Source organism: Desulfobacula sp. (assembly GCF_030145145.1).
In the GTDB taxonomy this organism is placed as follows: Bacteria; Desulfobacterota; Desulfobacteria; order Desulfobacterales; family Desulfobacteraceae; genus Desulfobacula.
Window position 1 is genome coordinate 38,133 of sequence record NZ_JAQYWD010000026.1, and the last position, 25,298, is coordinate 63,430.

Consider the following 25,298-nt stretch of genomic DNA (forward strand, 5'->3'; position numbering starts at 1 on the left):
TTACTCATCTTTTTTGAACTCCCAGAATTCACGGCTTTCCTTGAGGATATCATTGATATCATCATCGACTAGATCGTCCGGGATAAAATCATCTGTTCCTGTTTCAGGGTCCAATTCAGACGCATCTGCCGGTTGATCAAGCATATCAATTTCAATCGCTTCAATTTCTTCAGGGCCTGTTTGTGAGGTTTCCTTCTGTTCAATTTTTATGGAGGGTCCATCCACTGTATCATCAAGGGCATAATCCAGGAGATCCTTATCAAGGTCTTCTTCCGGGGGGGTATTGTCCGGTATATCAACCAGGTCAAGGTTTTCTGATATGCGGGTTTCAGGATCACGGGTCTCATTTGACTCTGGAATATAATTGCCTTGCCTGTCAAACATGAGGCTGCCGCTCAACTGAATATCAAAATCCAGTCTAAAGGCAATTTCATTCTGATGAACAACGATTTCACCTCCTTTGGATGAAAGGGCTGCCGCGGCCATCCTTTTTTTTAAAATTTCCTTGACCACTTCCAAGTCAAGGTCATTTCTTACAGCCTTGATCAGATCCTTTTCACTGTTTTTGATAACATCCGGGTCAGTAATTTTCATCGAAGACTCCTTTTAAAATGATAGATATGCTTCGCCGTGCATCACGGGGGTTGATACCTTTATCATGCCCCGACCGTTTGTATTATAAAATAATTTATCACCATTACAATGAAAAAACAAACAGCCGTCTTAAAACAGGTCCATAGCATCACCCGCAATGACGATGGGCATACCCTTTATTTGCTGGTATGGGTAAAAACACCCTCCCAGTTTATATCGGGTGGATTTGTTTTAAAAAAAGCACACCTGTCTTGATATATCTTATATAGTTTTTGTTCAGGATATTGACGGACAAGGTCTCTAAAATAGTGTTCTCCCTTAACAAAGGACTTGTTTTTGTATAGGTTTAACCCCTCGGTGTAAGCATCAATCTCTTGTTTACGCTGGGGTGTGGTATCCTTCAGCCACGAATAAACCGTATAGATGCGAACCGGCTCGTTTTTTCCCTTGACCCTTACCAGGTCCAATTCCTGGACGACAATATCCCGGGGGCATTTCTTGAGAAGGGTCTCGCTGACAATCAGCTGAACCCCGTAAAATTTTGTCAGGCTTTCCAATCGGGAAGCCAGGTTCACATTGTCACCGATAATGGTATAATCAAAAATATCGGCTGACCCCATATTCCCAACCCTGCATCGACCGGAATGCAATCCAATACCGATGGCCAGATGAATACCAAATTTTTTTTCAAACCCCTTGTTCAAATCGGGCAATGCATCCAGGATCTCTAACGCTGTTTTAACGGCAAACGCCTCATGATGCTTCACATCCACCGGCGCATTCCAGAAACACATGACCGCATCGCCGATAAATTTGTCATGGGTGCCATGATTGTTGATAATAATGCGCGTAACAGGGGTAAAATAATCATGCAGCAATAGGGTGACTTGTGACGGTGAAAGGCGTTCAGAAAGTGAGGTAAACCCTCGAATATCGGAAAACAGAATGCTGATGGGTTTCTCTTCCCCTTCAAGGCTCAATTTTTCCGGATTTTCAGCCAGTTGATCCACCACAGCCTTGGATACGTATTTGCTGAATGCACTGCGGAAAAATTTCTTTTTTTTTTCGGAAAACCAGAATTTTTGCAGGGTTAAAATTGAAAAATTTTCAATCAGCACCATTAATGGGAAAAAAGGAGATACCCAGATATTAAACCGGTCAAGGCTCCATAGACCACCATACCATGCCCCCAAACCAAGTATCAGCGTGATGAGCAGGGTTAAAAAGGCACTGGCCCAACCGATCAGCAGGGTGGTGATCACCCCCCACAACAGGATGCAGGCAAGTTCCAGGCCGGGTATCCAGTCCGGTCTGTGGATGAAATCATTCCGCAGGATATTGTCCACAATGGTGGCATGAACCTCAACACCGGGGAATACCTGGTCCAGGGGAGAGACCCGCATATCTTTCAGCCCGGCTGCCGAAGTCCCCAAAAAGATGATTTTTCCCTGCAGCGCCTGTTTATCTGCCGTGTCTTCCAGGATTTCCCCGGCAGAAATATAGGGGAAGGTATTGCTGGGTCCCCGGTAATTTAACAGCATGGCGCCGTTGGGTTGCAAAGGAATAACGGTGGTGCCGATTTTTATGGATTCAATGCCGCCCCGGGTTACCCGGATGACCGGATCCGGCAGTTTGTCTTTAAAAGCAGTCATTAGGGTTGCCAGGGATAACTGTGGATATATTTTTTTTTGCCAGGAAATAAACAACGGTGTTCTTCTGAGCACCCCATCTTTATCGGTTAAGGTGTTCATAAAACCGGCATTATTGCCGCTTTCTAAAAAAACAGGCAGGGGAGAAATCAGATGTGACGCTTTAAACAGATAGTTGTGAGCCGGTTTTGCGCCTGGTGCCTTGATTTCAACCACTTTCAAAGCCGGTGGTGGTAACAGTGCCGAGGAAGGAGATCCATTTTTTTCAAAACCAAAAGAATATCCCAGAACATACGGTCCTTTTTGCAATACATTAGCAAACAGCTGATCGTTATCCAGAAGTCCCTCCGGTATTCCTGAAAACTGGATATCAATATGGAGATCTCGTTTAAGTGCTTTTTGCAGCACAACCGGTGATGTCCCGTCAGGCTCTGCAAAAAGAATATCCGCTCCCACTGCAAGGGCGCCGGCCATATGGATTTTCTGTAACAAAAGGGCCACACGATAACGGGGCCACGGCCATTGCCCGAATTTTTCAAGGCTGTATTCATCAATATCAACAATAGCAACAGATTGTGTTTTGTCATTTGAATAGACTTTTTGAAAAAAAACATCATAGAGTTTATATTCCAAAAGGTTGAGATATGCCGGTTTGAAGATATATATCCCCGCAGTCAGCAGTGTTATAGCAAGTCCCAAAGCCATGACGGTCCAGTGGGCCTGTTTGAAAAACCGGGATATGTGCTGGGCAATTTGTATCACTAAGTTTCTATTTTCTCCTTTTAAAAATAATACTGCCTTTTGTCGATGGTATCTGATAGTGTCAAAAAAAGATAGTTCTTGACAAACTTAATGCGCTGGGATTTATAGTATTTTGATCCCAATGTTATTTCAATAAAAAAACATTATTACGATAAAATAATACTAAGGAGGTAAAATGCATAAAGTTATTTTAAAGTGTTTTGTCATTTTTTTATTTATCGCCCTTGTTTCATTGAATGGGTATGCTAGTGATGGGTTGCAAAAAACAAAAAATTTAGCATCTGAATTGAACCTTCATCATTTGTTGATGCAGCTCCAGGAAAATCACGAAGAAATTAAAAATTTTCAAAGTCAGGTTGAACAGGCCCAGGCACAATATCTTCAGAGTAAAGGGCTTTATTATCCAACCCTGGATCTGATGGCTGACGGTGGCAGACAAGATATAGATCAGGAGTTCAGCAATGATACAAATGAGAACCGATACAATGTTACATTAAGGGCCCGTCAACTGATAACAGATTTTGGAAAAACAAAAGGGATCGTTGACAGATCTGCTGTGCTGCTTGAACAGGCCAAAGCCCGTTTGGAGTCAAGCCGTCAGCAGTTGATGCTGGAAGGTATTCATGCATATATCAATGTTATCCGGGCTAGGGAACGACTTAAATCCGCCCAACAGTCTGAAGCACGCATCAAGGAATTAACAGGAATTGAAAAAACCCTGGTGGAAAAAGGGGCAGGCCTTTCTTCAGATGTTCTCCAGGCAAAATCACAACTGGCCGGCGCAATGGCCTTGAGAGTTGAAGCCCAGGGAGAACTCAACTTTGCCATAAATCGCTTCCAGGCCATTTTTTTTCGATCCCCCAGCACCCGGGAAATCGAATTTCTCGAGGATATTGAGTTTCCGGACAATCAGTTGCCGGCTATGCTTGAAGATGCCGTTACCACAGCCCGGCAGCAAAACCCTGAGCTGCTGATTACACGGTACACGACCCAAATGGCCCAAAAAGATATTGATATTGCCAAAACAGCATTTTATCCAAAAGTGAATCTCTTTGCCGAAGCCGTGGCAAAAGACAATGAGGATGGTATTATCGGTTATAGAAATGAAGCCTCTGCAGGTATGGAACTCAGCTATAATTTTTTCAATGGGGGAGGGGACAAAGCCGCATTAAAATCGGCATTGGCAAATCGAAAAGCGACCTCATATCATACCGAGTATGTTCAGAGAATCATCCAGGAACAGGTCAGCAACAGCTGGGACCAGTTATCAATTTTAAAACAAAAAAGTGAACTTTTAGACCAGCAGGCAGAGATTGTGAAAAATTTTTTATTGCTGGCCAAAAAAGAGCGTAAAATGGGAACACGGTCCCTTTTAGATGTGCTTAACGGTGAAATTAATTATATCAATGCCACTGCCACCGCCATTGCCGCCCGCCAGGACACGAAGATGGCTGCCTACAACCTTTTGTTTTCAATGGGCAGTATCCATCTGCAACTGTTTGAGTAAGGGGATCAGCCAAACGATGATGCCTGGGGGTGATGGGTGCTAATTTTACTATGAAAGAAATCCTCCGTCGGGTTTTCCGAAAACCGTTACTGGCCATGGAAATTCTTATTGCCAGTTTTTTTATAACTGTTCTGGCGCTTGCCATGCCGCTGTATGTCATACAGATATTAAACCGGTATGTCAGCTATGGCTTCCATGGCACACTTATTACCCTGACCACAGGGATGTTGCTGGCGATCTTGCTGCAGTTCGGGTTCAGGATATTGCGAACAAAGATGGCAAGTGTGGTCAACCAGGACGTCAATGACCAGTTATCCCTGGATGTCCTGACCATTGTTACCCAGGCAAAGGCAGAGCCCCTTGATCTGTTTTCACGATCAAGGATACAGGAAGTCCTTAATAGTATTCAGACCCTTCAGAGCACCTATGACGCTCAAACGTTGAATACGCTTATTGATGCCCCTTTTTCCCTGCTCTTTATCGGGGCAACCTATCTGTTGAGTCCTGCGTTGGCCGGGGTTGCCGTAATGGGCATCATGATCGGCCTGGTTACTGGATGGCTGAGCATCAGGAAGTCTCAGCAGAACTCAGAACAGCTGTTAATCGAAAGCGCAACCCATCGCAACCTGAATTATTCTGCCGTTAATGCCCTTGATACTGTCCGGGCTTTCAGTGCCGGGGGGTTTCTTCAACATATGTGGCAGAGCCAGCTGTCAACCATCAGTCGGTTGCGGGAGAAAATGACGGATACAAAAGAGCTGTCCCAGACACTGACACTGTCCGGTAGTTCTTTAACCAGTGTATTGATTTATGCGGTGGGGGCAACCATCGTGGTTCAGGGTGACTTAACTGTGGGGGCGTTGATTGGTGCCAATATTCTTGTGGGAAGGGCCTATCAGAACATTACCCGGCTGGTCCAGGTCAGCTACCTGCTGGGCAAAGCAAAAGAAGCGTTTAAACAGATTGCCTTGCTGAAAAGGTTACCCCTGGAGTCTGCCACCGGGTCGTCTCTAAGAGAGTATACCGGGCAGATCGAATTTCAAGATGTGGGGTTTGCCTTTCCCAATACCTCCCATCCGGTTTTTGAATCTGTGACACTCACGATGGCTTCGGGGAAAGCCATGGCCGTTTACGGACGGAATGGTACGGGTAAAACAACTTTGGCAAAACTGCTGGTGGGTCTTTTGGAGCCAAGAAGAGGGAGTATACTGGCCGATGATGTCAACCTTCAACAGCTGGCAGCACCCTGGTGGAGAAGACAAATTATTTATATGCCCCAGGAACCGTCATTCATCAATGGCACCATAAGAGAAAATATCCTTTTGTTAAATCCTGACCTGGAGGAGTCGGTGTTAAATAATATTCTCAGGGCAGTAGATTTAAAGTCATTCCTTGACATGACCCCAAATGGGCTGGACACGCCCATGACGGATAATGGGAAAAATTTGCCCTTGGGTATCCGACGTCGGTTGTCGCTGGCCCGGGGCCTTGTCACCAATGGCCGGTTGGTGATACTGGATGAACCCACGGATGCCATGGATGAAAAAGGGATCCAGGCGGTTTATCAGATCATGAATGACCTGATGAAAGCAAACAAGACCATCATTGTGTTTTCCAATGATCCTAAAATATTAAAAGGGGCATCATTGATTTTGAATTTAAACGTTAAACCCAAACCTGAATTGACAATACCAGCCATGCCAGCCTTAAAAAGAGACTGATTCTTATGCCCGATACAACCGCCAGGAAACTGAGTCGTGTCACCCACCTTTTTTTTGTTTTGATGGCCTTGATGTGCATCAGTTTTATCTATTGGGCCTATCACGGAGAGTTGGATATTGTCAGTGTTGCGGATGGGCAGGTGGTGCCAACGGGAAAAATAAAGCATGTGCAGCATCTTGAAGGCGGTATTATCCGGAAAATAAATATTCGGGAAGGAGATGCGGTGACAAAAGGTCAGGCCCTGGTTGAGCTTGAGCAAATCAGGAGCGGGGCAAGCCTTGAAGAGATTCAAATGAGAATGGATGCCTTAACCGTGGATATTATACGGTATACCGCCGTGATAAAGGATAAGCAAACCATTGCCTTTCCTCCAGACAGTGAACGAAAATATCCCCACCTGGTAAAAGATGCCCGGAGTCTGTTTGCTGCCCACAAAAACAGCGTACAAAGCAAGATTGAAACACTGAGCAAGCTTGTGGACCAAAAGCGGCAGCGCATCAAAACCATTGAATCTCATCTGGAAAGCAAACGACAACAACTGCCATTACTTGAAGAGCAGCTTGCCTTGTCCCAAGACCTGTTGAATGAAAATTTGACAACCCGTTACAAGCACCTTGAAATCATGCGTAAAACCAAAGAAATTGAAGGGGGTATCCAAAACGACTTGTCTGCCTTGTTGGAGGCAAATCATGCCCTGAAGGAAACCCAGGCGAATTTAAAAGAGGTGGCATACGCGTTTAAGGAAAGAACAGAAGAAAAACTCAAGCAGGCAAAACAGGAGCTGAATGAATTCTCTGTCCGATTGAAAAAATTTGAAGACAGCATGAAACGAACCATTATTCGCTCGCCCATTAACGGGGTGATAAAAAAAATATATTTGGTCACAAGGGGGGGCGTGCTCAAACCCGGCGACACCATCGCCGATATTGTCCCCTCGGAAGAAATCCTCATCATTGAGGCCCATCTGTCCATATCCGATGTCGGATATGTTCAAAAAGGTCAAACGGCATTGTTACAATTGCCAACGTCTGATGCCCGCAAATATGACAAACTGCCTGGACGGGTTGTCAACATCAGTCCGGATACATTTACCGACAAAAATGGACGGACGTTTTATAATGTCCGCATTGAATCGGAAAAAAATTATTTTCAATCCGGCGACCAAAAATATAAATTATACCCTGGAATGGTCCTGCTTGCCTATATCCATATCAGCAAACGAACGGTTTTGGACTATCTTGTAGACCCTTTTATGAACACACTCAGTTTTTCTCTGCAGGAGCGTTAAGTATGAATATTTTGTTCATTCATCCCGATTTCCCGGGTCAATTTGGATTTTTGGCAGAAAGCTTGGGTAAAGATAAGGACAATAAAATTCTTTTTCTCACTTCTGCAACGGCAAACAAAAACCGTCAGATTCCCGGGGTGCAGAAAATTGTTTTTTCTGAACAATTGCCGGGGAGGGAAAAGAATGATCCTCATTCCAAAAATCCCCCTGGTCTGGCTGTGGCCAATATCCTTGCGGGACTAAAAAAACAAGCGTATACGCCTGATTTGATCGTCGGTCATTCCGGTACCGGCACATCTTTTTACGTGAAAGATATCTATCCCAATACTCCTTTCCTGGGCTTTTTTAACTGGTTCCACAGCCTGGAAAACCCTCATGATGATAGTACGGCTATTTCCGGACCCGACCTGAACATCCGTATGAACTTGAGAAACAAAAACCTGTCCATCTTATCTGACCTGTGGGCCTGTGATCATGGCATCTGTCCCACCGGCTGGCAAAAAAGACAATTTCCAAAAGAGTTTCATCAAAAATTGAGTGTCGTGCATAACGGCGTCAACACCCGTGCATTCCAACCCTCGACAGATCAAACATTCAAAACAGATGTCCTGGATTTGTCCCACATTAAACAATTGATCACCTACACGACAGCGGTGTTGGCCCCTTATAAGGGGTTTCAACAGTTTATCGCTTCTTTGCCCGCGGTTTTAGAACAACAACCAGATGCCCATGCCGTCATTGTGGGTGCAGATCGTGTATCCTTTGGTGATGCATCCGGCAATAAAACATCGTATAAGTCATTGATTTTTGAAAAAGTTAAACTGGATCCCCATCGGGTTCATTTCATTGATGGTCTGGCCCATGAAGCGTATAAAATGCTTCTCCAGTCGTCTAGGGTTCATGTTTATCTTGACTCCCCCCTGATGGTTTCACCATCCTTGCTGGAAGCGATGTCCTGTGAATGCCTGGTGCTTGCACCGGATATGTTGCCGGTTAAGGAAGTGATCACCGATGGAGTGAACGGGATCATAACCGATTTTTCTTCCCCGGATAAAATCAGTGAAAAGATTTCAGCCTGCCTGGATTATCCCTCTTTTATGACAGCAGTCAAACAAAAAGCACGGCAGACGATTGTTAAAACATATGCCATTGAAAAAACGCTTCCCCGGCAACTGGACATCATTAAAAAAATGATTCATCAGGACAAACAGGGCAACCTGTTTGGTTGATAAAGGCTTGCTTACCCATACCACACGAGAATGGGAAAAAACGGGCTAGACAATTTGAAAGTTTTCTTCACCCAATGTTGAGATATCATTGAATCCATCCAGGTCAGCAAAATGGGTCAACTCAGCATCATTCACCATATTATCGGTATTGGCATCCCCTTCCCAATAATACACCCGGGCATCTGTGCCATTGCTGAGAACAAAATAGGTATCATCATTGGTGCCATCCCCTGGGGTGGCATCAACGGCCGCGTCAAGAATGGATGCCGCATCCGTCCAGTCGCTGGCTACCACGCCCGTTACACCGATGATCTGGTATGCAGTGGGATCCGCCTTGTTTGTCCCATCAAACACCGTGTATTCATTGTCTCCTTTAGCAGAAAATCCTAAATCCCGACCCTCTTCAAATCGAAGGATATCATTTTCACCGCTTGCCCCATCGGCTGTAAAATCTAAAATTGTGTCCACAGAATCCGGGGCCGTGGTAAACAAAAAGGTATCATTTCCCAAATTTCCGGTCAATGTATCAGAACCGGCCTGACCGGCAAGCCAGTTATCGGTTTGAGTGCCAAGGATCACGTCATCAAAACCGGATCCCCAGGCTTCTTCAATGCTGAAGAGTGCATCATGAAATGTCTCCTGGCCATTGTCATCATATCCAGTGACATCATTGTTCTCCAAGTCAATCTTCACCCCATTAAACTCATCCAGATGGTCCATCCAGCCATAGCCTAACCAGTCCCATCCCGTGCCGCCGATAATTGTATCGTCTCCAAGTGAGCCTAAGAATCCACTGGAATCAATCAGTCTTCCCTGGAGGGTATCGTCTCCAGAGTTTGACCCGCTCACTGCCTGGATATCAATGAGAAGGTCCGTATTGCCCCAGCCGTCCTGAGCCGTTCCTGCTTCAAGATTTATGACGACATCATCCGGGTCGTCAAAATAAAGGGCCCGGACTCGTTCACCCGCCGTACCAGTGATTTCGTCATTGCCTTCCATACCCCAGACGTACCAGTAAATATTTGATGTCCCGTCATAATCATTGATGTCGAAAGAAATGCTGTCATCATGATCGGAACCTACGATCCGGGTAATATTGGACAAGCTGTCTGTATCGCCCCACCCGTCCTTGACACTGGACCCTTCAAAAGACCCGGAAGAATCATAGCTGATATGGGCATCAATGCCATCGGGGTCACTGTCGTAAACCGCATATGTGCTTCCCCTTGTACCGACGATTTCTGCGCCGATCAGTGCGTCATTTCCCTGGGAACCTGCCAGACGATCATACCCTTCACCGCCAATGAGCGTGTCATCTCCTTCCCATCCGCCCAGCCAGTTGTTTTCGGCATTTCCCTGGAGGGTATCTGAGAACATCGATCCTTCGGCTATTTCAAGATTCAGTAAAGCATCCTGGAACAGGGAATTTCCAAGGGAATCAAAGCCTGCGGCATAATTATCAGCCAGGTCAATACTGACCCCATTAAAATCCCCGTTGTCGTCCATCCAGCTATAGGAGACCCAATCCCGGCCGATAGAACCATCTATACTGTCATCCCCAAGGGTTCCGATAAAGCCGTCATCATTGTCCGATCCCAAAAGGGTGTCAATATAATCAGACCCACTGACCGCCTGGATATGGGTTAACGTGTCTGTTTTTCCCCATCCATCCACGGCGGTTCCCGTTGACAAATCAACCGTGACACCGATGCCATCCCCGTTTAGATCCGGGTCATCCAGATACATGACCCTGACGCGTTCTCCGTCCGTACCGGTAATGTCATCCGCGCCGTTCATGCCCCATAATTCCCATCTGACATCTGAGAGATCGTTTGGATCCTCTATGGTGAGGGTAATGCTGTCATCAAAGTTAGACCCCTTAATAATGGAAATGTTTTTCAGTGTGTCTGTATCACCCCATCCGTCCACAACCTGGGAGCCGTTAAACGTATCAAGATCATTTGCCGGGGTATAATGGATAACGGCTTCAATCCCATTCCAGTCATCAGCGCTATTTATCGGGTCATCCTGGTAATCTGCCGTATTCCGCGGATAATTGCCTTCAAAATCACCGCCATCCATATAATCATCACCGGCATTGCCGACAAATGTATCCTCTCCGTTGCCACCCAACAGGGCGTTGTCCTGGTCATTTCCGATCAATGTGTCATCAAAATCGGATCCTTCAACATGATGAATGTCGAAGAGCATGTCGGTATCGCCCCAGCCGTCGATGGCATATCCGTTTCCGGGATTGATGCTGCCTTCGTCAAACAAATCCACAAACACACCGTCGATGTCTGCGTCATACCGGGCAATAGTATCTTCATTTGCCTGACCCCTCAAAATGTCATCGCCGGCGCCCCCTTCAAATCTCCATTCACCCCAAAAGCTTCCATCACTTTGAATGGTCATGACATCATCGAAGTTTGATCCCCATATTTCCGTAATATTGGTAAGCGTATCCATCGTCTGCCATCCGTCAACAACCGATCCGGTGATATCTGTGCCGTCATACGCTAATGTGGCGTCAATACCGTCCGTATCCATCAGATAAACAGCCATATTACCCCACTCCTCACTCGCCATACTCAGATTGCCGCCATGGAGGATATCATTTCCCTGGCCACCCGAAAACCAGGAATGGGTGTCATCTATTCCCCGGAAGATGTCATTCGCCTGGGAACCCGCGACGCCGTTGATATTTTGAAGGGTATCGGTATCCCCCCAGCCATCAAGCACTTCCACCACACCTAGTTGATCTGGCGTCAGGTCAATGACAACCCCCTGGTCATTCACAGGGAAGGGATCATACCAAAAGGACACCCCGCCATCATCTTCATCCGGATCAACCCCGGCATTGATGGTATCACTGCCGGCTCCGCCTTCATAAATCATGAATCGGCCGTCCCCGGTAAAGACATCACTATTATCCGTACCCCGGATCCATTCAATATCATACAGGAGGTCTGTGAACCCATATCCGTCCGTTAGGACCACTAGGTCAGATGTATCCATGGTAACGGTGATGCCACTAGGATCATTGTGGTAATCGGCCTGATCAAGAAGGCCCTCGCCGCCATCTAATAAATCATTACCGGATCCCCCTTCAAGAAAATCATTGCCTTTGTATCCAAACAACGTGTCATTACCGCTGTCACCAAAGAGAAGATCATCACTCTCTTTACCAAAGAGCGTATCATCACCTCCCTTGCCATATATTTCATCATCTGCCATAGTGCCGGTAAGGACATTATCAAGATCATCGCCAGTGATGATTTGTCCATGAACTTCTACCTGTACGGTAGCTGAATCAAAATTTTCACCATCAGTGATCGTATAGTCAAAGGTATGAACAGGGAAAAGCGGATCAAAGTTGTAAGGGGTATAGATAAGATAAGAATTGCTGGAATCAATTTCTAAACTACCATCAGCGGTCAAATCTATCGAGGATATGGAAATATCATCCCCCTCCAGATCATGGTCATTGTCGAGAACATAAATGTCTGTACTTTCATTCATCCGAGCCATTTCAAAGTCATCTTCAGCCACTGGAGGATCATTTACAGCGTCCACATTGACCGTAACCGTAGCGGTGTCTTCCCCGCCATTGCCGTCGCTGACCGTATAGGAAAACGTATCCAGTCCGCTAAAGTCTGAATCGGGGGAATAGGTAAGGGTGTCGTCTGAATTGATGCTGACACTTCCGTTGGCACCTTGGGTAATGCTGGCAATATTCAGCGGATTCCCTTCAATATCGGTATCATTATCAAGGACATGAATAATGATGCTTTCATTTTCATTCGTGGTAATACCCAGGTCATCTTCAGCCACGGGGTCATCATTTACGGGGGCCACATTGACCGTAACCGTAGCGGTGTCTTCCCCGCCATTGCCGTCGCTGACCGTATAGGAAAATGTGTCCTGCCCGTTAAAATCTAACTCGGGGGTATAGGTAAGTGTATCGTCTGAATTGATGCTGACGCTTCCGTTGGCACCTTGGGTAACGCTGGCAATATTCAGGGTATCGCCATCCGGATCCATGTCATTTACAAGGACATCAATAATGATGCTTTCATCTTCATTGGTGGACACATTCAGGTCGTCTTCAGCCACTGGAGGATCAGGTGCGTGGTCCACATTGACCGTAACTGTAGCCGTGTCTTCCCCGCCATTGCCGTCGCTGACCGTATAGGAAAACGTGTCCTGCCCGTTAAAGTCTAACTCGGGGGAATAGGTAAGCGTATCGTCTGAATTGATGCTGACGCTTCCGTTGGCACCTTGAGTGACACCGGCAATATTCAGGGTATCGCCATCAATATCCGTGTCATTTGCAAGGACATCAATAATGATGCTTTCATCTTCATTGGTAGACACATTCAGGTCGTCTTCAGCCACTGGAGGATCAGGTACGGGGGCCACATTGACCGTAACCGTAGCGGTGTCTTCCCCGCCATTGCCGTCGCTGACCGTATAGGAAAATGTGTCCTGCCCGTTAAAGTCTGACTCGGGGGAATAGGTAAGTGTGTCGTCTGAATTGATGCTGACGCTTCCGTTGGTACCTTGGGTAACGCTGGCAATATTCAGGGTATCGCCATCAATATCAGTGTCATTATCAAGGACCTGAAAGGAGACACTGCCATCTTCATTGACGTCAATATTCAAATCATCTCCAGCCACTGGGTCATCATTTACGGGGGCCACATTGACCGTAACCGTAGCGGTGTCTTCCCCGCCAATGCCGTCGCTGACCGTATAGGAAAATGTGTCCTGCCCGTTAAAGTCTAACTCGGGGGAATAGGTAAGTGTATCGTCTGAATTGATGCTGACGCTTCCGTTGGCACCTTGAGTAACACCGGCAATATTCAGAGTATCCCCGTCCGGATCCGTGTCATTGTCAAGGACATCAATAATGATGCTTTCATCTTCATTGGTAGACACATTCAGGTCATCTTCAGCCACTGGGTCATCATTTACGGGGGCCACATTGACCGTAACCGTAGCGGTGTCTTCCCCGTCATTGCCGTCGCTGACCGTATAGGAAAACGTGTCCTGCCCGTTAAAGTCTAACTCGGGGGTATAGGTAAGTGTGTCGTCTGAATTGATGCTGACGCTTCCGTTGGCACCTTGAGTAACACCGGCAATATTCAGGGTATCCCCGTCCGGATCCGTGTCATTGTCAAGGACATCAATGGAGACACTGTCATCTTCATTGACGTCAATATTCAAATCATCTCCAGCCACTGGGTCATCATTTACGGGGGCCACATTGACCGTAACCGTAGCGGTGTCTTCCCCGCCCTTTCCGTCGCTGACCGTATAGGTAAAATCGTCGGATCCGTTAAAGTCCGTATCAGGGGTATAGACAAGGGAACCCTCTCCATTGTCCGACACCGTGCCGCTTTCGCCCTGGGTAATGCTGCCAATGGTCAGGGCATCCCCGTCCGGATCCGTGTCATTTCCAAGGACATCAATAGTGACACTGTCATCTTCATTGACGTCAATATACAGGTCATCTTCAGCTACCGGAGGATTGTTTGGCGTGATACTGACAGTGACAGCAGCGGTATCTTCCCCGCCCTTTCCGTCACTGACCGTATAGGTAAACGTGTCGGATCCGTTAAAGTCTGTATCGGGGGTATAGGTAAGTGTGTTGTCTGAATTTATGGTAATCCTTCCGTTGGCGCCCTGGGTAATACTGTCAATGGTCAGGGCATCCCCGTCCGGATCTGTATCATTTTCAAGAACATCAATGATGATGCTTTGGTCTTCATACGTGGATATATTCAGGTCATCTTCAGCCACAGGCTCATTGTTTAAAGGCGTAACGACTGGCGGTACCGGTGGTATTTCTTCTTCGTTCCCTTCTTCTCCCAATGTGTCGGAACCAAACAACCCGTCAGTGTTTCCATTGGATGGTTCCAGGTCCGGCTCAATGACACTGTAAAAAGATGGGTCATCCGGATCCGTATAATCGATCAATCCAAGTATCTGAGGTTCGGGTGTTGGCGGTTCAGGGCCATCTCCTTGGGTATCTCCTGTTTCCGAATCCGGTTCTGAGGTTCCCTGGCCGTCATCATCCCCATCTTGGTTCTGCCCGGGGTCTCCATCTTCATCTTCTGTATCCTCCTGGCCATTGTCGCCTTGATTGTTCTCCGATGGTGAGATAGGCGCCGATTTTTGAAAAAAATTCAATTCTTCCGACGTCAACGGCCGGGCCGGCTGGATCGGTTGATTTTTCAGAAAATCGATGATTAACGTCGGTTCGCTGATAAATTGAATATTCCCAAACGAATCCTGCACCACCAGCACATGGCCTTTTCCGATCTCTTCAACGCCCCAGCGCTCTGAATCCTCTGAAACTTCACCCAGCACGGTAGTCCCTCTGATACCGATGAGGGCCAAGGGGGATTTTAAATTAAAGTTGTCAGGATTTTGTTTGGCAATCTCACCTGTCACCGTTCGGAAAACACCTTTGGTCATTTGTAACAGCAAATTTGAGTTAGACCCTTCGTCAGGATCATACACATAGGCATCAATGCTTACTTCACTGTTCCCGCCCTGGGATAAACTGGTATTGTCTATAAATTTAACTTCGATCTGCCCGTCTGCCTGGGTAACAAGTCTTTCACCCTGAAAAATTTCACTTCCAGTTGACAATTCCCGGATTCCATCCGCTGAAATCGCTTGAACATGTCCCTGAATGCTGACCACAACGCCGACGCTTTTTCCTGATACGGTATTATCTGTCATTACGGATCCTTTAATAAAGATGTTGATTTGCTAATATCGCTTAACGACAGGGAGTATCAGCAATAGTAGCACCACTTTATTGAAATTCTTAAGCCCAGAATATTTATTTTGGCATAGCATAGTTAAACTGTCATGGAAAGTACTATTTTTTCAAAATCAATTTAACGGCAGTGTTATCCTCAACAAAGTGGTATCAATTATGACCAACTGCCGTTATGTACAATCAGAAGAGATGAGCTTGGTAACGTGATAAATGGGTACTTTCTCTGAAATATTTTTAAGTTTGTAATGGCCCAGAAAGTCACAATCAATTTTTTCATGAATTCTTTTGTGGGTGTCAGCCCCGATATACAGCCTGCTCTGTTCAGATAAGGCACCGATTCTGGATGCCAGAATGGTGACAAGCCCTGATGCCGTATACGTCCATCTCTCACCAAGGGCACTTTCCATCCGTGTCGTTCCCACATAGGCTTCACCTGTACCGATACCCATGTGCAGATGAATTTCTCCCCAGGGATAGGTGTATTGTTGATTGAGCCGCTTATTTTCTTCTATAATTTCAAGGGCTGCTGAGACCGCTTCAAGTGCGTAGTCTTCAATGGTATCACTCTTGAATATGACCATGATCCCATCACCGGAGGTCTCGTTTATTTCCCCGCCGTGGTGATAAATACACCGGAGATAGTTCGAAAAATGGTTTTCAACCATGTGATTGACCATTCGCTGCTCATAATTTTCAGTCATACCCGTAAAATTATGGATATCAACAAACAAAACAGATACTGCCATGGGTATTTTTTCGCAGGACAGTTTTTCCGGATCTGTTTCAGCCAGGTTCGCCACACTCTGGGGAACAAATTTTGTCAGCTGATTTTTCAATTTGACAAGGGATTCATTGATGATAATCTGTTCCTGGAGGTTCTCCGAGTAGTTTTTTACATCATCATACAATCTGGCATTGTCAAGGGCAATGGCAACATAGTCTGATATGGCCGCTAAAAACAGATTGTCGCTATCCGTAAATTCGCCTTTGCTATTGTTCAACGCCTGGAGCACACCAATACAGTTGCCCTGAGTATTAATCAAAGGAACACAGAGGATGTTTTTTGTTTTAAAACCGGATTTGCAGTCAATGTCAACATTAAACCTTGGGTCCCTATACGCGTCATTAATCACCAGCGCTTCTTTATGGTTAAATACCCAGCCGGCAACACCTGTATTGGACGGAATTCTGATTTCCTGTTTCTTCATTCCAGTGGCAACCAGCGACCAGAGTTCATCGGTCTTTTTATCATGCAGGAATACCGAACTTCTCTGGGATCCCATGATGGTGTTGGTCAGATCCATCACCAGGGGGAATAAGACGGATATATCAATTTCAGCCGTGATTATTTTGCCGACGTCACATAATTTGTGAAATCGTTTGATTTCTTTTCTGACGATAAAATCTTCCATTCTTCGGCCGATATTTCTTTTCATATCTGTCTGCATCATCTCAACTACCGAATACCCGTCAATTTTTTGATGGGGTTGATCATGAATGCCACTTGATGGCCAGCATTGTGATATCATCAGTCTGCTGTGCCTTTCCGATAAACGCAAATAAATCTGATTTAATGGTTTCCAAAAGCGCTTCTGCAGAATCATCAAATCCATTTTTGATGATCGTTTCAATCCGGCCGCGGGTATAAAACTCCCTTGTTTCTGATCTTGCTTCCGTTACCCCATCCGTATAGCTGAAAAGGATATCCCCCGGTTCAAGCTGCAGGGTGTTGATGTCGTAGGTTGCGCCCTGGATGGGGCCCAGTGCCGGACCGCTTGATTTTAGAACATGTTTTATGTTGTTTTTTCCCACAACAAATGCCGGTTCATGCCCCCCGTTAATATAAACCACCTTACCGGTCAATTGATCAATAATACCAAAGAAAAGGGTCACAAACATACCATGCTCACCATGTTCTTTGGCAATATATTCATTGATCAGAGAAATCGTTTTCATCGCATAATCCGGTAAAAAAACAGCACTGCCATTTGCCCAATTGTTTAAACGGCTGCTGGTGGTGAACGACCCTGAAAAAATACGCAAAAGACTTCGGGTCAATGCCATGAAAAGTGCCGATCCAACGCCCTTACCACTGACATCTCCCACAACAAAGCCAATATGATGATCCGGCAATGTGAACATATCATAAAAATCACCAGACAATTGCAGGGCAGAATGAAAATAGGATGAAACGTTACAGTCTTTCACTTCCGGCAGATAGGGGGGCAGAAAATCTTTTTGAATTTTTTTGCCTTTTTCCAGCTCATCATTCAGTGCCGTGGAATATTTTTCAATCGCTTGTTTGGCCTTTTCAAGGGAGACTTTTGATTGTTCAAGTTTTTTATATAACTGGGCATTTTCAATGATTAACGCCATTTGATTGGCCGCATTCTGGACAATGTCCACCGCGGCCTGATCAAAATGTGACGGCAAAGAGTGCATTAAAGTGAGAATACCGAACAAGGTATCATGTCGTAAAACAGGCACGGCTAAAGCAGAACGGACGATATAGGATTGCCCGGGCAGGGTAATCCACCTGGCATCCGTTGTTGTGTCCGTTACCAGTCCCACTGAAAGATGCTGTTTTACCCACCCGGCAAGACCTTTGTCTATGACTTTACCGATCAGGCTGGATCGTTTTTTTTGACTGACCTGGTCCCGGGTAAGAATGCTGTCTGTTACTACACCATCTTTATCCATTAGGAACAGGCTGGCTTTTTCGGCACCTGAAATCTGGGCTGCAATATCCAGGGCATTTTGCATGGTAACATTCAGCATCCGTTCTTCTTTGGACGATCTTGCCATGGTGATGAATGTTTCAAACATCCGGTTCTGGGCATCGTGAATTTTTTTTTCATGCCGGAGAACAGCAATTTCTTTCTGAAGTTGTTTTAACTCCATTCATATCCCTTAATGTTTTGAAGGTGGTTGCATCAAAGTTTGAGAATCTCCTGAATACTTTTTTGTTGTAAGATGAATCCTTAAATCATGTCAAGCGAATTAACAGATATCCCTGCTATTATTGCCGGTCCCGGCAGCGTTATCCCGCTGCCGGATAACCAAATTCAAGCCATCGATGAAAGGGTCACAGTCGTCCTTTCTTAATAATGGCGAACAGCAGCCAGAATCCCATCACAGCAGCAGCAATAAACCCTGCAATACCGATCACGGACACCCCGAAAAGCATGGGGGGAACCTTGGTATTAATGAGGATGGCCGACCCCAATATCAATGCCGCGATAATGATGGAAAAAGAAATGCGGTTGCTGGTCTGATCCTGGGTATGCAACAATTTATCAAGCCCGTCAATTTTTATGTTGAAAGAGAGTCGTCCGGATTTAACCAGGCGCATGATCTCAACAGCATCTGTCGGGAAGATCTGAAGTAATTTATAGGACTCCCTTGCCATGCCCATCAATTCTTCCACAATCCTTGACACCGTGAATTTCCTGTATTTGGCAGCTGTCACATAGGGGACGGCATGGGAAATCATATCAAAATCAGGATCCAGTTTTTTAGCGACGCCCTCAATGGAGATAAAGGCTTTTATCATTAAAAAAAAATCCGGTGGTATTTTCAGGTTATGGGTTGAACACAGTTCAAGAAACTGGGTCACCATTTTTGCCGTTTTAATCTCTTTTAATACCTTTGAAAGGTGCAGGGATACAAATAGAGACACGTCCTTTTCAAGGCGTGGAAGGTCTGGCTGGATATCGTATTCAGCCAGTTCGCATAACAGTCTTGCGGTAAGTTTAAAGTTGTTTGTGGCAATACTGTGGATCAGATCCACAAATATCTCCCGGGTGAGTTGATCCACAAAGCCTGTCATCCCAAAGTCCACGGGGCAGATACAGTTTTTTTCCATGACAAAGATATTTCCGGGATGGGGATCTGCATGAAAAAATCCATGTTCGAACACCTGCTTCATGATGAAATCAGCCCCCCGTCGTGTGATCAGTTTTCTGTCAAGTCCGGCCGATTTAATGGCATCCACGTCATCTGCCTTGATACCCTGGATATATTCCATGGACAGCACCCGTTCGCTGGATTCGTCAGAATATACTTTGGGAATATGAATGGTCTTGTCCTTTTTGAACTGCTCGGCCATTTTTTTTATATTGGACGCTTCAACAGAATAATCCAGTTCTTTTTCAAGGGTTTTGGCAAATTCTTCCACAATTTTGACCGGTTTGAAAAGTGCCACCTCCTCAATATTATTTTCCGCGATGGAGGCCAGGTGAAGCATGATTTCAAGATCTGTTTCAATGATTTTCCGTATGCCGGGTCTCTGGATTTTTACGGCGATTTGATCATTGCTGCTGATCCGTGCCCGGTGGACCTGTCCGATGGAAGCACTGGCAAAAGGGACTTCTTCTATTGACTCAAAAATTTCGTTATGGGGTTTGCCGAATTCTGACGCAATAATGGTTTTTACATGCTCGAATTCAAACGGTGGAACGTGATCCTGCAGTTTGGTCAGCTCAGTCAAGAGATTAACCGGAATAAGGTCGGGGCGGGAAGAAAGAACCTGACCCATTTTGATAAAGGTCGGGCCAAGTTCTTCAAGTGTCATGCGGATCCGCTGGTTTTTGGAAAGCTTTGCCACTCGTTCATGCGGATTGACAAAGGGAATGAGCTGAAGGCCCGATTCAATGTAGCGGTCAATATTCATGACATCAATGATGTTTTCAAAGCCATACTTTAAAAGGATGCCAATGACTTGCCGATAGCGCATCAAATGGCGGTATCGGGTGCTCACCCGGCCAATTTTCTTAATGCTCAGCATAACCGGTCAATGACCTTTTATGGCAGATCAGACAGTTTTTTCGTAAGGTCATCGATCCTGTCATTGAGTGCTTTGATGTCTGATTTAGATGCCAGATCCAGTTTTGACAGAATTTTTTCCAGGGTTTTTTCAATTTTTTTATCAAAATCGGTTTTTGCATCTTCATACTTTTGCTGGCATTCGTTTAAAAAATCCCTGGCTTCGTCCTGGTTCATTTTGGAATTTTGCGCAAATTCTTTTGCCAGGTCTTCAATCTCATTTTTAGATCGTAAGGCAAGCCCTACGCCGGTTAACAGGCTTTTTCTAAGATACTCAAACATGTTTCCTCCTACAATATTATGTTACCAAGGGGTTATTTTGATCCAAAAGAAACTTCCAGAATGTCTTCCACACTGGAGTCTCCTTCCATGATGGCATCCATCTTACCATAAGCGGATGGCAGAAGGGTATGAATAAAAAATTTAGCAGATGCCATCTGACCTGCATAATAGGCCACATCTTTGTTTTTTTCAGCCATTGCGTTAACCGCTTCCCGTTCAAGACTCCCTGCTTTTTTAATCAGCTTTGGCGCGGCAACAGATGCCCGCCATAAATGCATCCATGCAAAAGTGACATCCCCTGTCACGTCAAGGAAGGGATGGGCAAAGGCATGGGCATTGAAGATTTTTTCGGACCGGGTTCTCTGGCTGAGTTCCCGGGCAAGCGCTTCAAGTCTGTCTAGGGCATGGCTGACCGTTTCAACCAGTCGTTCTATGCCTTCAATACCTTTGGCCGCATTTACGGTTTTTCGTATCTGGTGAAGAAAGTAGGCAAAGCTCTCGCCGTTATTCAACCTCAGTTTTCTGCCGATGAGATCCATGGCCTGGATACCATTGGTGCCTTCATAAATCATGAAAATTCTTGAATCCCTCATCAGTTGTTCAACAGGGTATTCACAAATATAACCGTATCCGCCGTAGACCTGGACTCCATGGGAACAGACTTCCAGGGCTTTATCCGTGATATACCCTTTTACAATGGGCGTCAAAACTTCAATTAATGCCCGGGTATCGGCTTTGTGTTGTTCATCCGCGGTGGTGTGAACGATATCAGCGCATTTACCATAATAATAGATCAAAGACCGCATCCCTTCCGTATAGACTTTCATGTTCAGCAGCTGACGTTTCACATCCGGATGTTGGATAATGGGGACATCCTTGGCTGCCGGGTCTTTTCCGGCGAGAAGATGTCTTCCCTGTATCCTGTTTCTGGCATAATCAAGGGCATACATATATGACGCTGAGGCCACTGCAAAGCCCTGCATACCCACAAAGGCCCGGGCTTCATTCATCATCTGGAACATTTCCGGCATGCCCTTGTTCTCTTCTCCCAGAAGCGTGCCGATACAGTCTCCTTTTTCTCCCAGGGAAAGCGTGGCCGTGGCATTACCATGAATGCCCATTTTATGTTCCAGGCCGGTACAGACAATGTTATTGAAGTCACCCAGGCTGTTGTCTTCATTTACATGATATTTGGGAACCAGAAACAAGGAGATCCCTTTGGTTCCTGCGGGTGCGCCTTCAATTCTTGCCAATACCGGATGAATGATATTTTCACACAGATCATGGTCGCCTGCAGAGATAAAAATTTTTGTTCCCTGGATGGCATAGGTACCATCCGCTTTTTTTATGGCCGTGGTGGTGAGTGCCCCCACATCAGATCCCGCTTCAGGCTCAGTCAAGAGCATGGTCCCACCCCAAATGCCGGCAAACATTTTTTTCATGTATCGTTTTTTCTGGTCTTGGGTACCAAAGGCTTCCACCAACTTGGCTGCCCCGTGGGTCATGCCGTAGTAAAGCATGAATGCCGAATTGGCACCGATCATATATTCCAGAGCCGCACACCCGACAAGTTTCGGCATTCCCTGCCCCCCCACTTCCGGGTCATCACACATGGCCAGCCATTCGCCTTCACAATACAGCTTCCACGCCCGTTTAAAGGATGGCGGAACCGTTACAGTTCCATTTTCCAGTCTGCACCCCATTTCATCCCCTTCCTTAAACGTGGGAAGGATTTCTTTTATGGCCAGGTTCCTTGCCTCTGAAACGATCAGGTCTATGGTTTTTCGATTAAATTCATTAAACAATTCATGGTCAACCATTCCGATCTGTTCATGCAAAACAAAGTCAACATCCCGTCGGTCAGCGATTAATTGTGCCATATAAAGTACTCCCTTTTTTTTAGTTCATTGCTTCTCATTTTTCGAGAACCATACCCTTAATTCCCTAAGCAAAATAAATAATGTTGTCAAGCGGCGAACATTAAAAAAGTTTGGTTGTTTTTAACTATTTTTATGAATATTGAACAAATCCTGACGTTCAATGGTCTGATAAAATAATTTTGGGTGGACGAAGAATTGGGGTTGTGATACAGGAGAACAATGGATATTAAATGCTGGGGCTCGCGAGGGTCAATCTCTGTATCAGGTGATCAATACCTCAAGTATGGTGGGGATACCACTTGTATTGAGATTACTGCGAGATCAGGCGAAACGATTATCCTGGATGCAGGAACCGGTATCCGCCGTCTGGGGAACTCCCTTATTGAAAGAGACATCTCCCGGTACACGGTTTTGTTTACCCACGCCCACTGGGATCATATCCTGGGAATTGCTTTTTTCAGGCCCCTGCAATACCGTAAGGTGAAAATGGTATTCCAGAATCGGACATTTTCAGGCCTCAGCTCCAAAGCGGTGTTGAAGGAAGTGATGAAACAGCCTTTTTTCCCCATTGGCCTAAAGGATCTGAGAGCAGATATTCAATTTGATACCACATTGAACGGCACCTTCACCATCGGATCTATCCGGATCGAAACCATTTCCAGCAGCCATTCCGGTGGAGGCCTGGGGTATAAATTTATTGAAAACAAAAAAACATTTGTATTTTTAACGGACAATGAACTGGGGTTTGATCATCCTGAAGGAAAAGGCTTTGATGCGTATGTGAAGTTTTCACGAAATGCGGATCTCCTGTTTCATGATGCTGAATATACTGAAAGGGAATATAAGCGAAAGAGAAGCTGGGGACATTCATCGGTTCAGGATGTAATGGATCTGGCATTAAAAGCCCGGGTGAAACGACTGGGATTGTTTCATCTGAACCAGGATAGAACCGATGACCAGATGGATAAGATTGTCCAGGCATGTCAAACTGACCTGAAAAAGAAAAATGCTTCCCTTGACTGCTTTGCTGTTCCCTGCAATATGGAAATTCATCTTTAATGATAAGGACCTTCCGTTTAATCACCCCATGAAGCCATCATCTCCCCTCTCTTTTTCCCAGGTCATGAAAATAATTTTTTCCTGGAAAATGATGGTCATGTTTTTTTTTGGATTTTCGTCTGGATTTCCCTTCTATATTATTAAAGATGTGTTGAAATTATGGATGACCGAGTCCAATATGGATCTTACCACCATTGGTCTATTTTCAGCGTTAAGCCTTCCGTACACCTTGAAGTTTGTCTGGTCGCCCTTAATGGACGGATATGTGCCGGGCTTTTTAGGCCGACGCAGGGGCTGGATCATTATTGCCCAGTCGGGATTGATGATCAGTATTGCGCTGATGGGACAATTTGACCCTTCTCGTTCTTTGTTCGGGATTGTTTTCATGGCCCTGTGTGTCAATTTTTTTGGGGCAAGCCAGGACATTTCCCTGGATGCCTTCCGGCGGGAATATCTAACCAGCGATGAACTGGGATTTGGTACCGGTGTCTGGATGAATGCCTGGCGTCTTGGCATGTATGTTTCCGTGGGGATTTCCCTTTTGACAGAGGTCAATATCAGTTGGTCTACCATTTATATTATCCTGTCCCTGATGATGGGGATTGGGATGTTAACCACATTGTCTGTCGCTGAACCCATAATAGAGGACGCACCGCCGGTTTCGCTTAAAGAGGCGGTTCTTGAACCTTTTATTGAGTTTTTCCAGCGCCATAGTGCTGTTCTTGTCCTGTTATTTATCCTGCTGTATAAAATCGGTGATAATATGGCCGGGGCCATGACCATTCCGTTCATTCTTAAAATGGGGTTTTCCAAAACAGAGTACTTCGTTATCGTCAAAGGGATCGGCATGTTCGGGCTTTTTGGTGGCGTGATTTTGGGAGGCGGGATTATGATCCGCCTGGGGATTGCCAGATCCCTATGGGTATTTGGTATCCTTCAGGCCGTATCAACAGCCCTTTTTGCCATAATGGTCATGCTGGATCACCATTCGCTGACATGGCTTGCCTACAGGCAGGTTCTTCTGGGATGTATCGTGGGATTTGAATTTTTTGCCACGGGCCTGGGTCAGGCCGCCTATGCAACGTATATGGCCATACAGACAGACAAGCGGTTTACGGCTACCCAATATGCCTTACTGACAAGTTTAATGGCTGTTCCCGGCGTCTTTGCTGCCGCTGCCACAGGGTTCATGGCAAAATATCTGGGGTGGGACCTATTTTATCTTCTGTGCGCAGTGGCGGCAATTCCAGGGCTGCTGCTATTGTTCAAAATTGCCCCCTGGAATGCCAGCAACCAGGATTTGGAAAAAGGATTTTAAGAATTGCTCTTGAGTCGTCTTATTTTCTAGAAATAGTGCTTGACAAAAAACACCCTATTTTTTACTTAAGGGCTGGAAAATAGCAAACGTTATAGATTCGGTTTATAGAACCAGACCGCTTTACTTGAGATGTGAAGGTTTTTGCATTATTGTGCAACCCAATTGCACTGATATAATTAGACTGACCGGAGCAATCCGGTGGTCGGATAAAGTTTATTCCAGGATACTGGGCTTTCGTCCTGATAAGCGTCAGAGAGGTGTTCTTCATGGTAACCAAAGCGCCGGTTTCTTTATATCCTTTTGCAAACCATTGATTTATAAGCCTCTCCATCAAAGTGGAAAATCATATGAAGGCCTGATGAATTGAAAAAAAATCAATTATCAGGCT

General features: G+C 45.6%; 14 protein-coding genes. 6 read left to right on the forward strand and 8 right to left on the reverse strand.

Annotated features, from left to right (window positions below; genetic code table 11):
* Positions 1 to 594, reverse strand: coding sequence for a hypothetical protein (locus Q1Q15_RS15435; protein ID WP_300461812.1), 594 nt, complete (start codon positions 592 to 594; stop codon positions 1 to 3).
* Between the two features lie 176 nt (positions 595 to 770).
* Positions 771 to 3,005: an adenylate/guanylate cyclase domain-containing protein gene (locus tag Q1Q15_RS15440; protein WP_300461815.1), complete on the reverse strand. Its 2,235-nt coding sequence runs from the start codon at positions 3,003 to 3,005 to the stop codon at positions 771 to 773.
* Between the two features lie 175 nt (positions 3,006 to 3,180).
* Between Q1Q15_RS15440 and Q1Q15_RS15445 the strand changes: the two genes are divergently transcribed.
* The 4 genes from Q1Q15_RS15445 to Q1Q15_RS15460 are packed head-to-tail and all read left to right on the forward strand — an operon-like array spanning position 3,181 to position 8,751.
* Positions 3,181 to 4,512 carry a TolC family protein gene (locus Q1Q15_RS15445; protein ID WP_300461817.1) on the forward strand — a complete coding sequence of 444 codons (1,332 nt, stop codon included), beginning with the start codon at positions 3,181 to 3,183 and terminating at the stop codon, positions 4,510 to 4,512.
* A gap of 50 nt (positions 4,513 to 4,562) precedes the next feature.
* The gene (locus Q1Q15_RS15450) at positions 4,563 to 6,233 is read left to right on the forward strand and encodes an ATP-binding cassette domain-containing protein (protein ID WP_300461819.1); all 1,671 of its coding nucleotides are present in this window, start codon (positions 4,563 to 4,565) and stop codon (positions 6,231 to 6,233) included.
* Between the two features lie 5 nt (positions 6,234 to 6,238).
* The gene (locus Q1Q15_RS15455; RefSeq protein WP_300461821.1) at positions 6,239 to 7,522 is read left to right on the forward strand and encodes an HlyD family type I secretion periplasmic adaptor subunit; all 1,284 of its coding nucleotides are present in this window, start codon (positions 6,239 to 6,241) and stop codon (positions 7,520 to 7,522) included.
* A gap of 2 nt (positions 7,523 to 7,524) precedes the next feature.
* Entirely contained in the window at positions 7,525 to 8,751 is a 1,227-nt protein-coding gene (locus Q1Q15_RS15460; protein ID WP_300461824.1) for a glycosyltransferase, read from the forward strand.
* A gap of 45 nt (positions 8,752 to 8,796) precedes the next feature.
* Here the strand turns inward: Q1Q15_RS15460 and Q1Q15_RS15465 are convergent, their stop codons facing one another.
* From Q1Q15_RS15465 to Q1Q15_RS15490, 6 genes are all read right to left on the reverse strand, one after another.
* Positions 8,797 to 15,504, reverse strand: a complete 6,708-nt coding sequence (locus tag Q1Q15_RS15465; protein ID WP_300461826.1) for an Ig-like domain-containing protein — start codon at positions 15,502 to 15,504, stop codon at positions 8,797 to 8,799.
* Between the two features lie 213 nt (positions 15,505 to 15,717).
* A complete protein-coding gene (locus tag Q1Q15_RS15470; RefSeq protein WP_300461829.1) occupies positions 15,718 to 17,076 on the reverse strand; it encodes a GAF domain-containing protein in 1,359 nt (452 codons plus the stop codon).
* The gene (locus Q1Q15_RS15475) at positions 17,039 to 18,448 is read right to left on the reverse strand and encodes a GAF domain-containing SpoIIE family protein phosphatase (protein ID WP_300461832.1); all 1,410 of its coding nucleotides are present in this window, start codon (positions 18,446 to 18,448) and stop codon (positions 17,039 to 17,041) included. The genes Q1Q15_RS15470 and Q1Q15_RS15475 overlap by 38 nt, the downstream gene beginning before the upstream one ends.
* 184 nt (positions 18,449 to 18,632) lie before the next feature.
* A complete protein-coding gene (locus tag Q1Q15_RS15480) occupies positions 18,633 to 20,333 on the reverse strand; it encodes an AarF/UbiB family protein (protein ID WP_300461835.1) in 1,701 nt (566 codons plus the stop codon).
* A gap of 17 nt (positions 20,334 to 20,350) precedes the next feature.
* A complete protein-coding gene (locus Q1Q15_RS15485; protein ID WP_300461838.1) occupies positions 20,351 to 20,653 on the reverse strand; it encodes a phasin family protein in 303 nt (100 codons plus the stop codon).
* A 32-nt stretch (positions 20,654 to 20,685) separates the two neighbouring features.
* The gene (locus Q1Q15_RS15490; protein WP_300461841.1) at positions 20,686 to 22,533 is read right to left on the reverse strand and encodes an acyl-CoA dehydrogenase; all 1,848 of its coding nucleotides are present in this window, start codon (positions 22,531 to 22,533) and stop codon (positions 20,686 to 20,688) included.
* A 219-nt stretch (positions 22,534 to 22,752) separates the two neighbouring features.
* Between Q1Q15_RS15490 and Q1Q15_RS15495 the strand changes: the two genes are divergently transcribed.
* On the forward strand, positions 22,753 to 23,592 hold the full coding sequence (locus tag Q1Q15_RS15495) for an MBL fold metallo-hydrolase (protein ID WP_300461843.1): 840 nt from the start codon (positions 22,753 to 22,755) through the stop codon (positions 23,590 to 23,592).
* A 97-nt stretch (positions 23,593 to 23,689) separates the two neighbouring features.
* A complete protein-coding gene (locus Q1Q15_RS15500; protein WP_300461845.1) occupies positions 23,690 to 24,910 on the forward strand; it encodes an MFS transporter in 1,221 nt (406 codons plus the stop codon).
* The last annotated feature ends 388 nt before the right edge of the window (positions 24,911 to 25,298 follow it).

Coding starts and splice junctions, on each gene's coding strand:
- Q1Q15_RS15435 (WP_300461812.1), bottom strand. CDS start 594: ATGAAAATTACTGACCCGGATGTTATCAAAAACAGTGAAAAGGATCTG.
- Q1Q15_RS15445 (WP_300461817.1), top strand. CDS start 3,181: ATGCATAAAGTTATTTTAAAGTGTTTTGTCATTTTTTTATTTATCGCC.
- Q1Q15_RS15495 (WP_300461843.1), top strand. CDS start 22,753: ATGGATATTAAATGCTGGGGCTCGCGAGGGTCAATCTCTGTATCAGGT.
- Q1Q15_RS15490 (WP_300461841.1), bottom strand. CDS start 22,533: ATGGCACAATTAATCGCTGACCGACGGGATGTTGACTTTGTTTTGCAT.
- Q1Q15_RS15450 (WP_300461819.1), top strand. CDS start 4,563: ATGAAAGAAATCCTCCGTCGGGTTTTCCGAAAACCGTTACTGGCCATG.
- Q1Q15_RS15460 (WP_300461824.1), top strand. CDS start 7,525: ATGAATATTTTGTTCATTCATCCCGATTTCCCGGGTCAATTTGGATTT.
- Q1Q15_RS15470 (WP_300461829.1), bottom strand. CDS start 17,076: ATGATATCACAATGCTGGCCATCAAGTGGCATTCATGATCAACCCCAT.
- Q1Q15_RS15500 (WP_300461845.1), top strand. CDS start 23,690: ATGTTTTTTTTTGGATTTTCGTCTGGATTTCCCTTCTATATTATTAAA.
- Q1Q15_RS15465 (WP_300461826.1), bottom strand. CDS start 15,504: ATGACAGATAATACCGTATCAGGAAAAAGCGTCGGCGTTGTGGTCAGC.
- Q1Q15_RS15455 (WP_300461821.1), top strand. CDS start 6,239: ATGCCCGATACAACCGCCAGGAAACTGAGTCGTGTCACCCACCTTTTT.
- Q1Q15_RS15475 (WP_300461832.1), bottom strand. CDS start 18,448: ATGGAGTTAAAACAACTTCAGAAAGAAATTGCTGTTCTCCGGCATGAA.
- Q1Q15_RS15485 (WP_300461838.1), bottom strand. CDS start 20,653: ATGTTTGAGTATCTTAGAAAAAGCCTGTTAACCGGCGTAGGGCTTGCC.
- Q1Q15_RS15480 (WP_300461835.1), bottom strand. CDS start 20,333: ATGCTGAGCATTAAGAAAATTGGCCGGGTGAGCACCCGATACCGCCAT.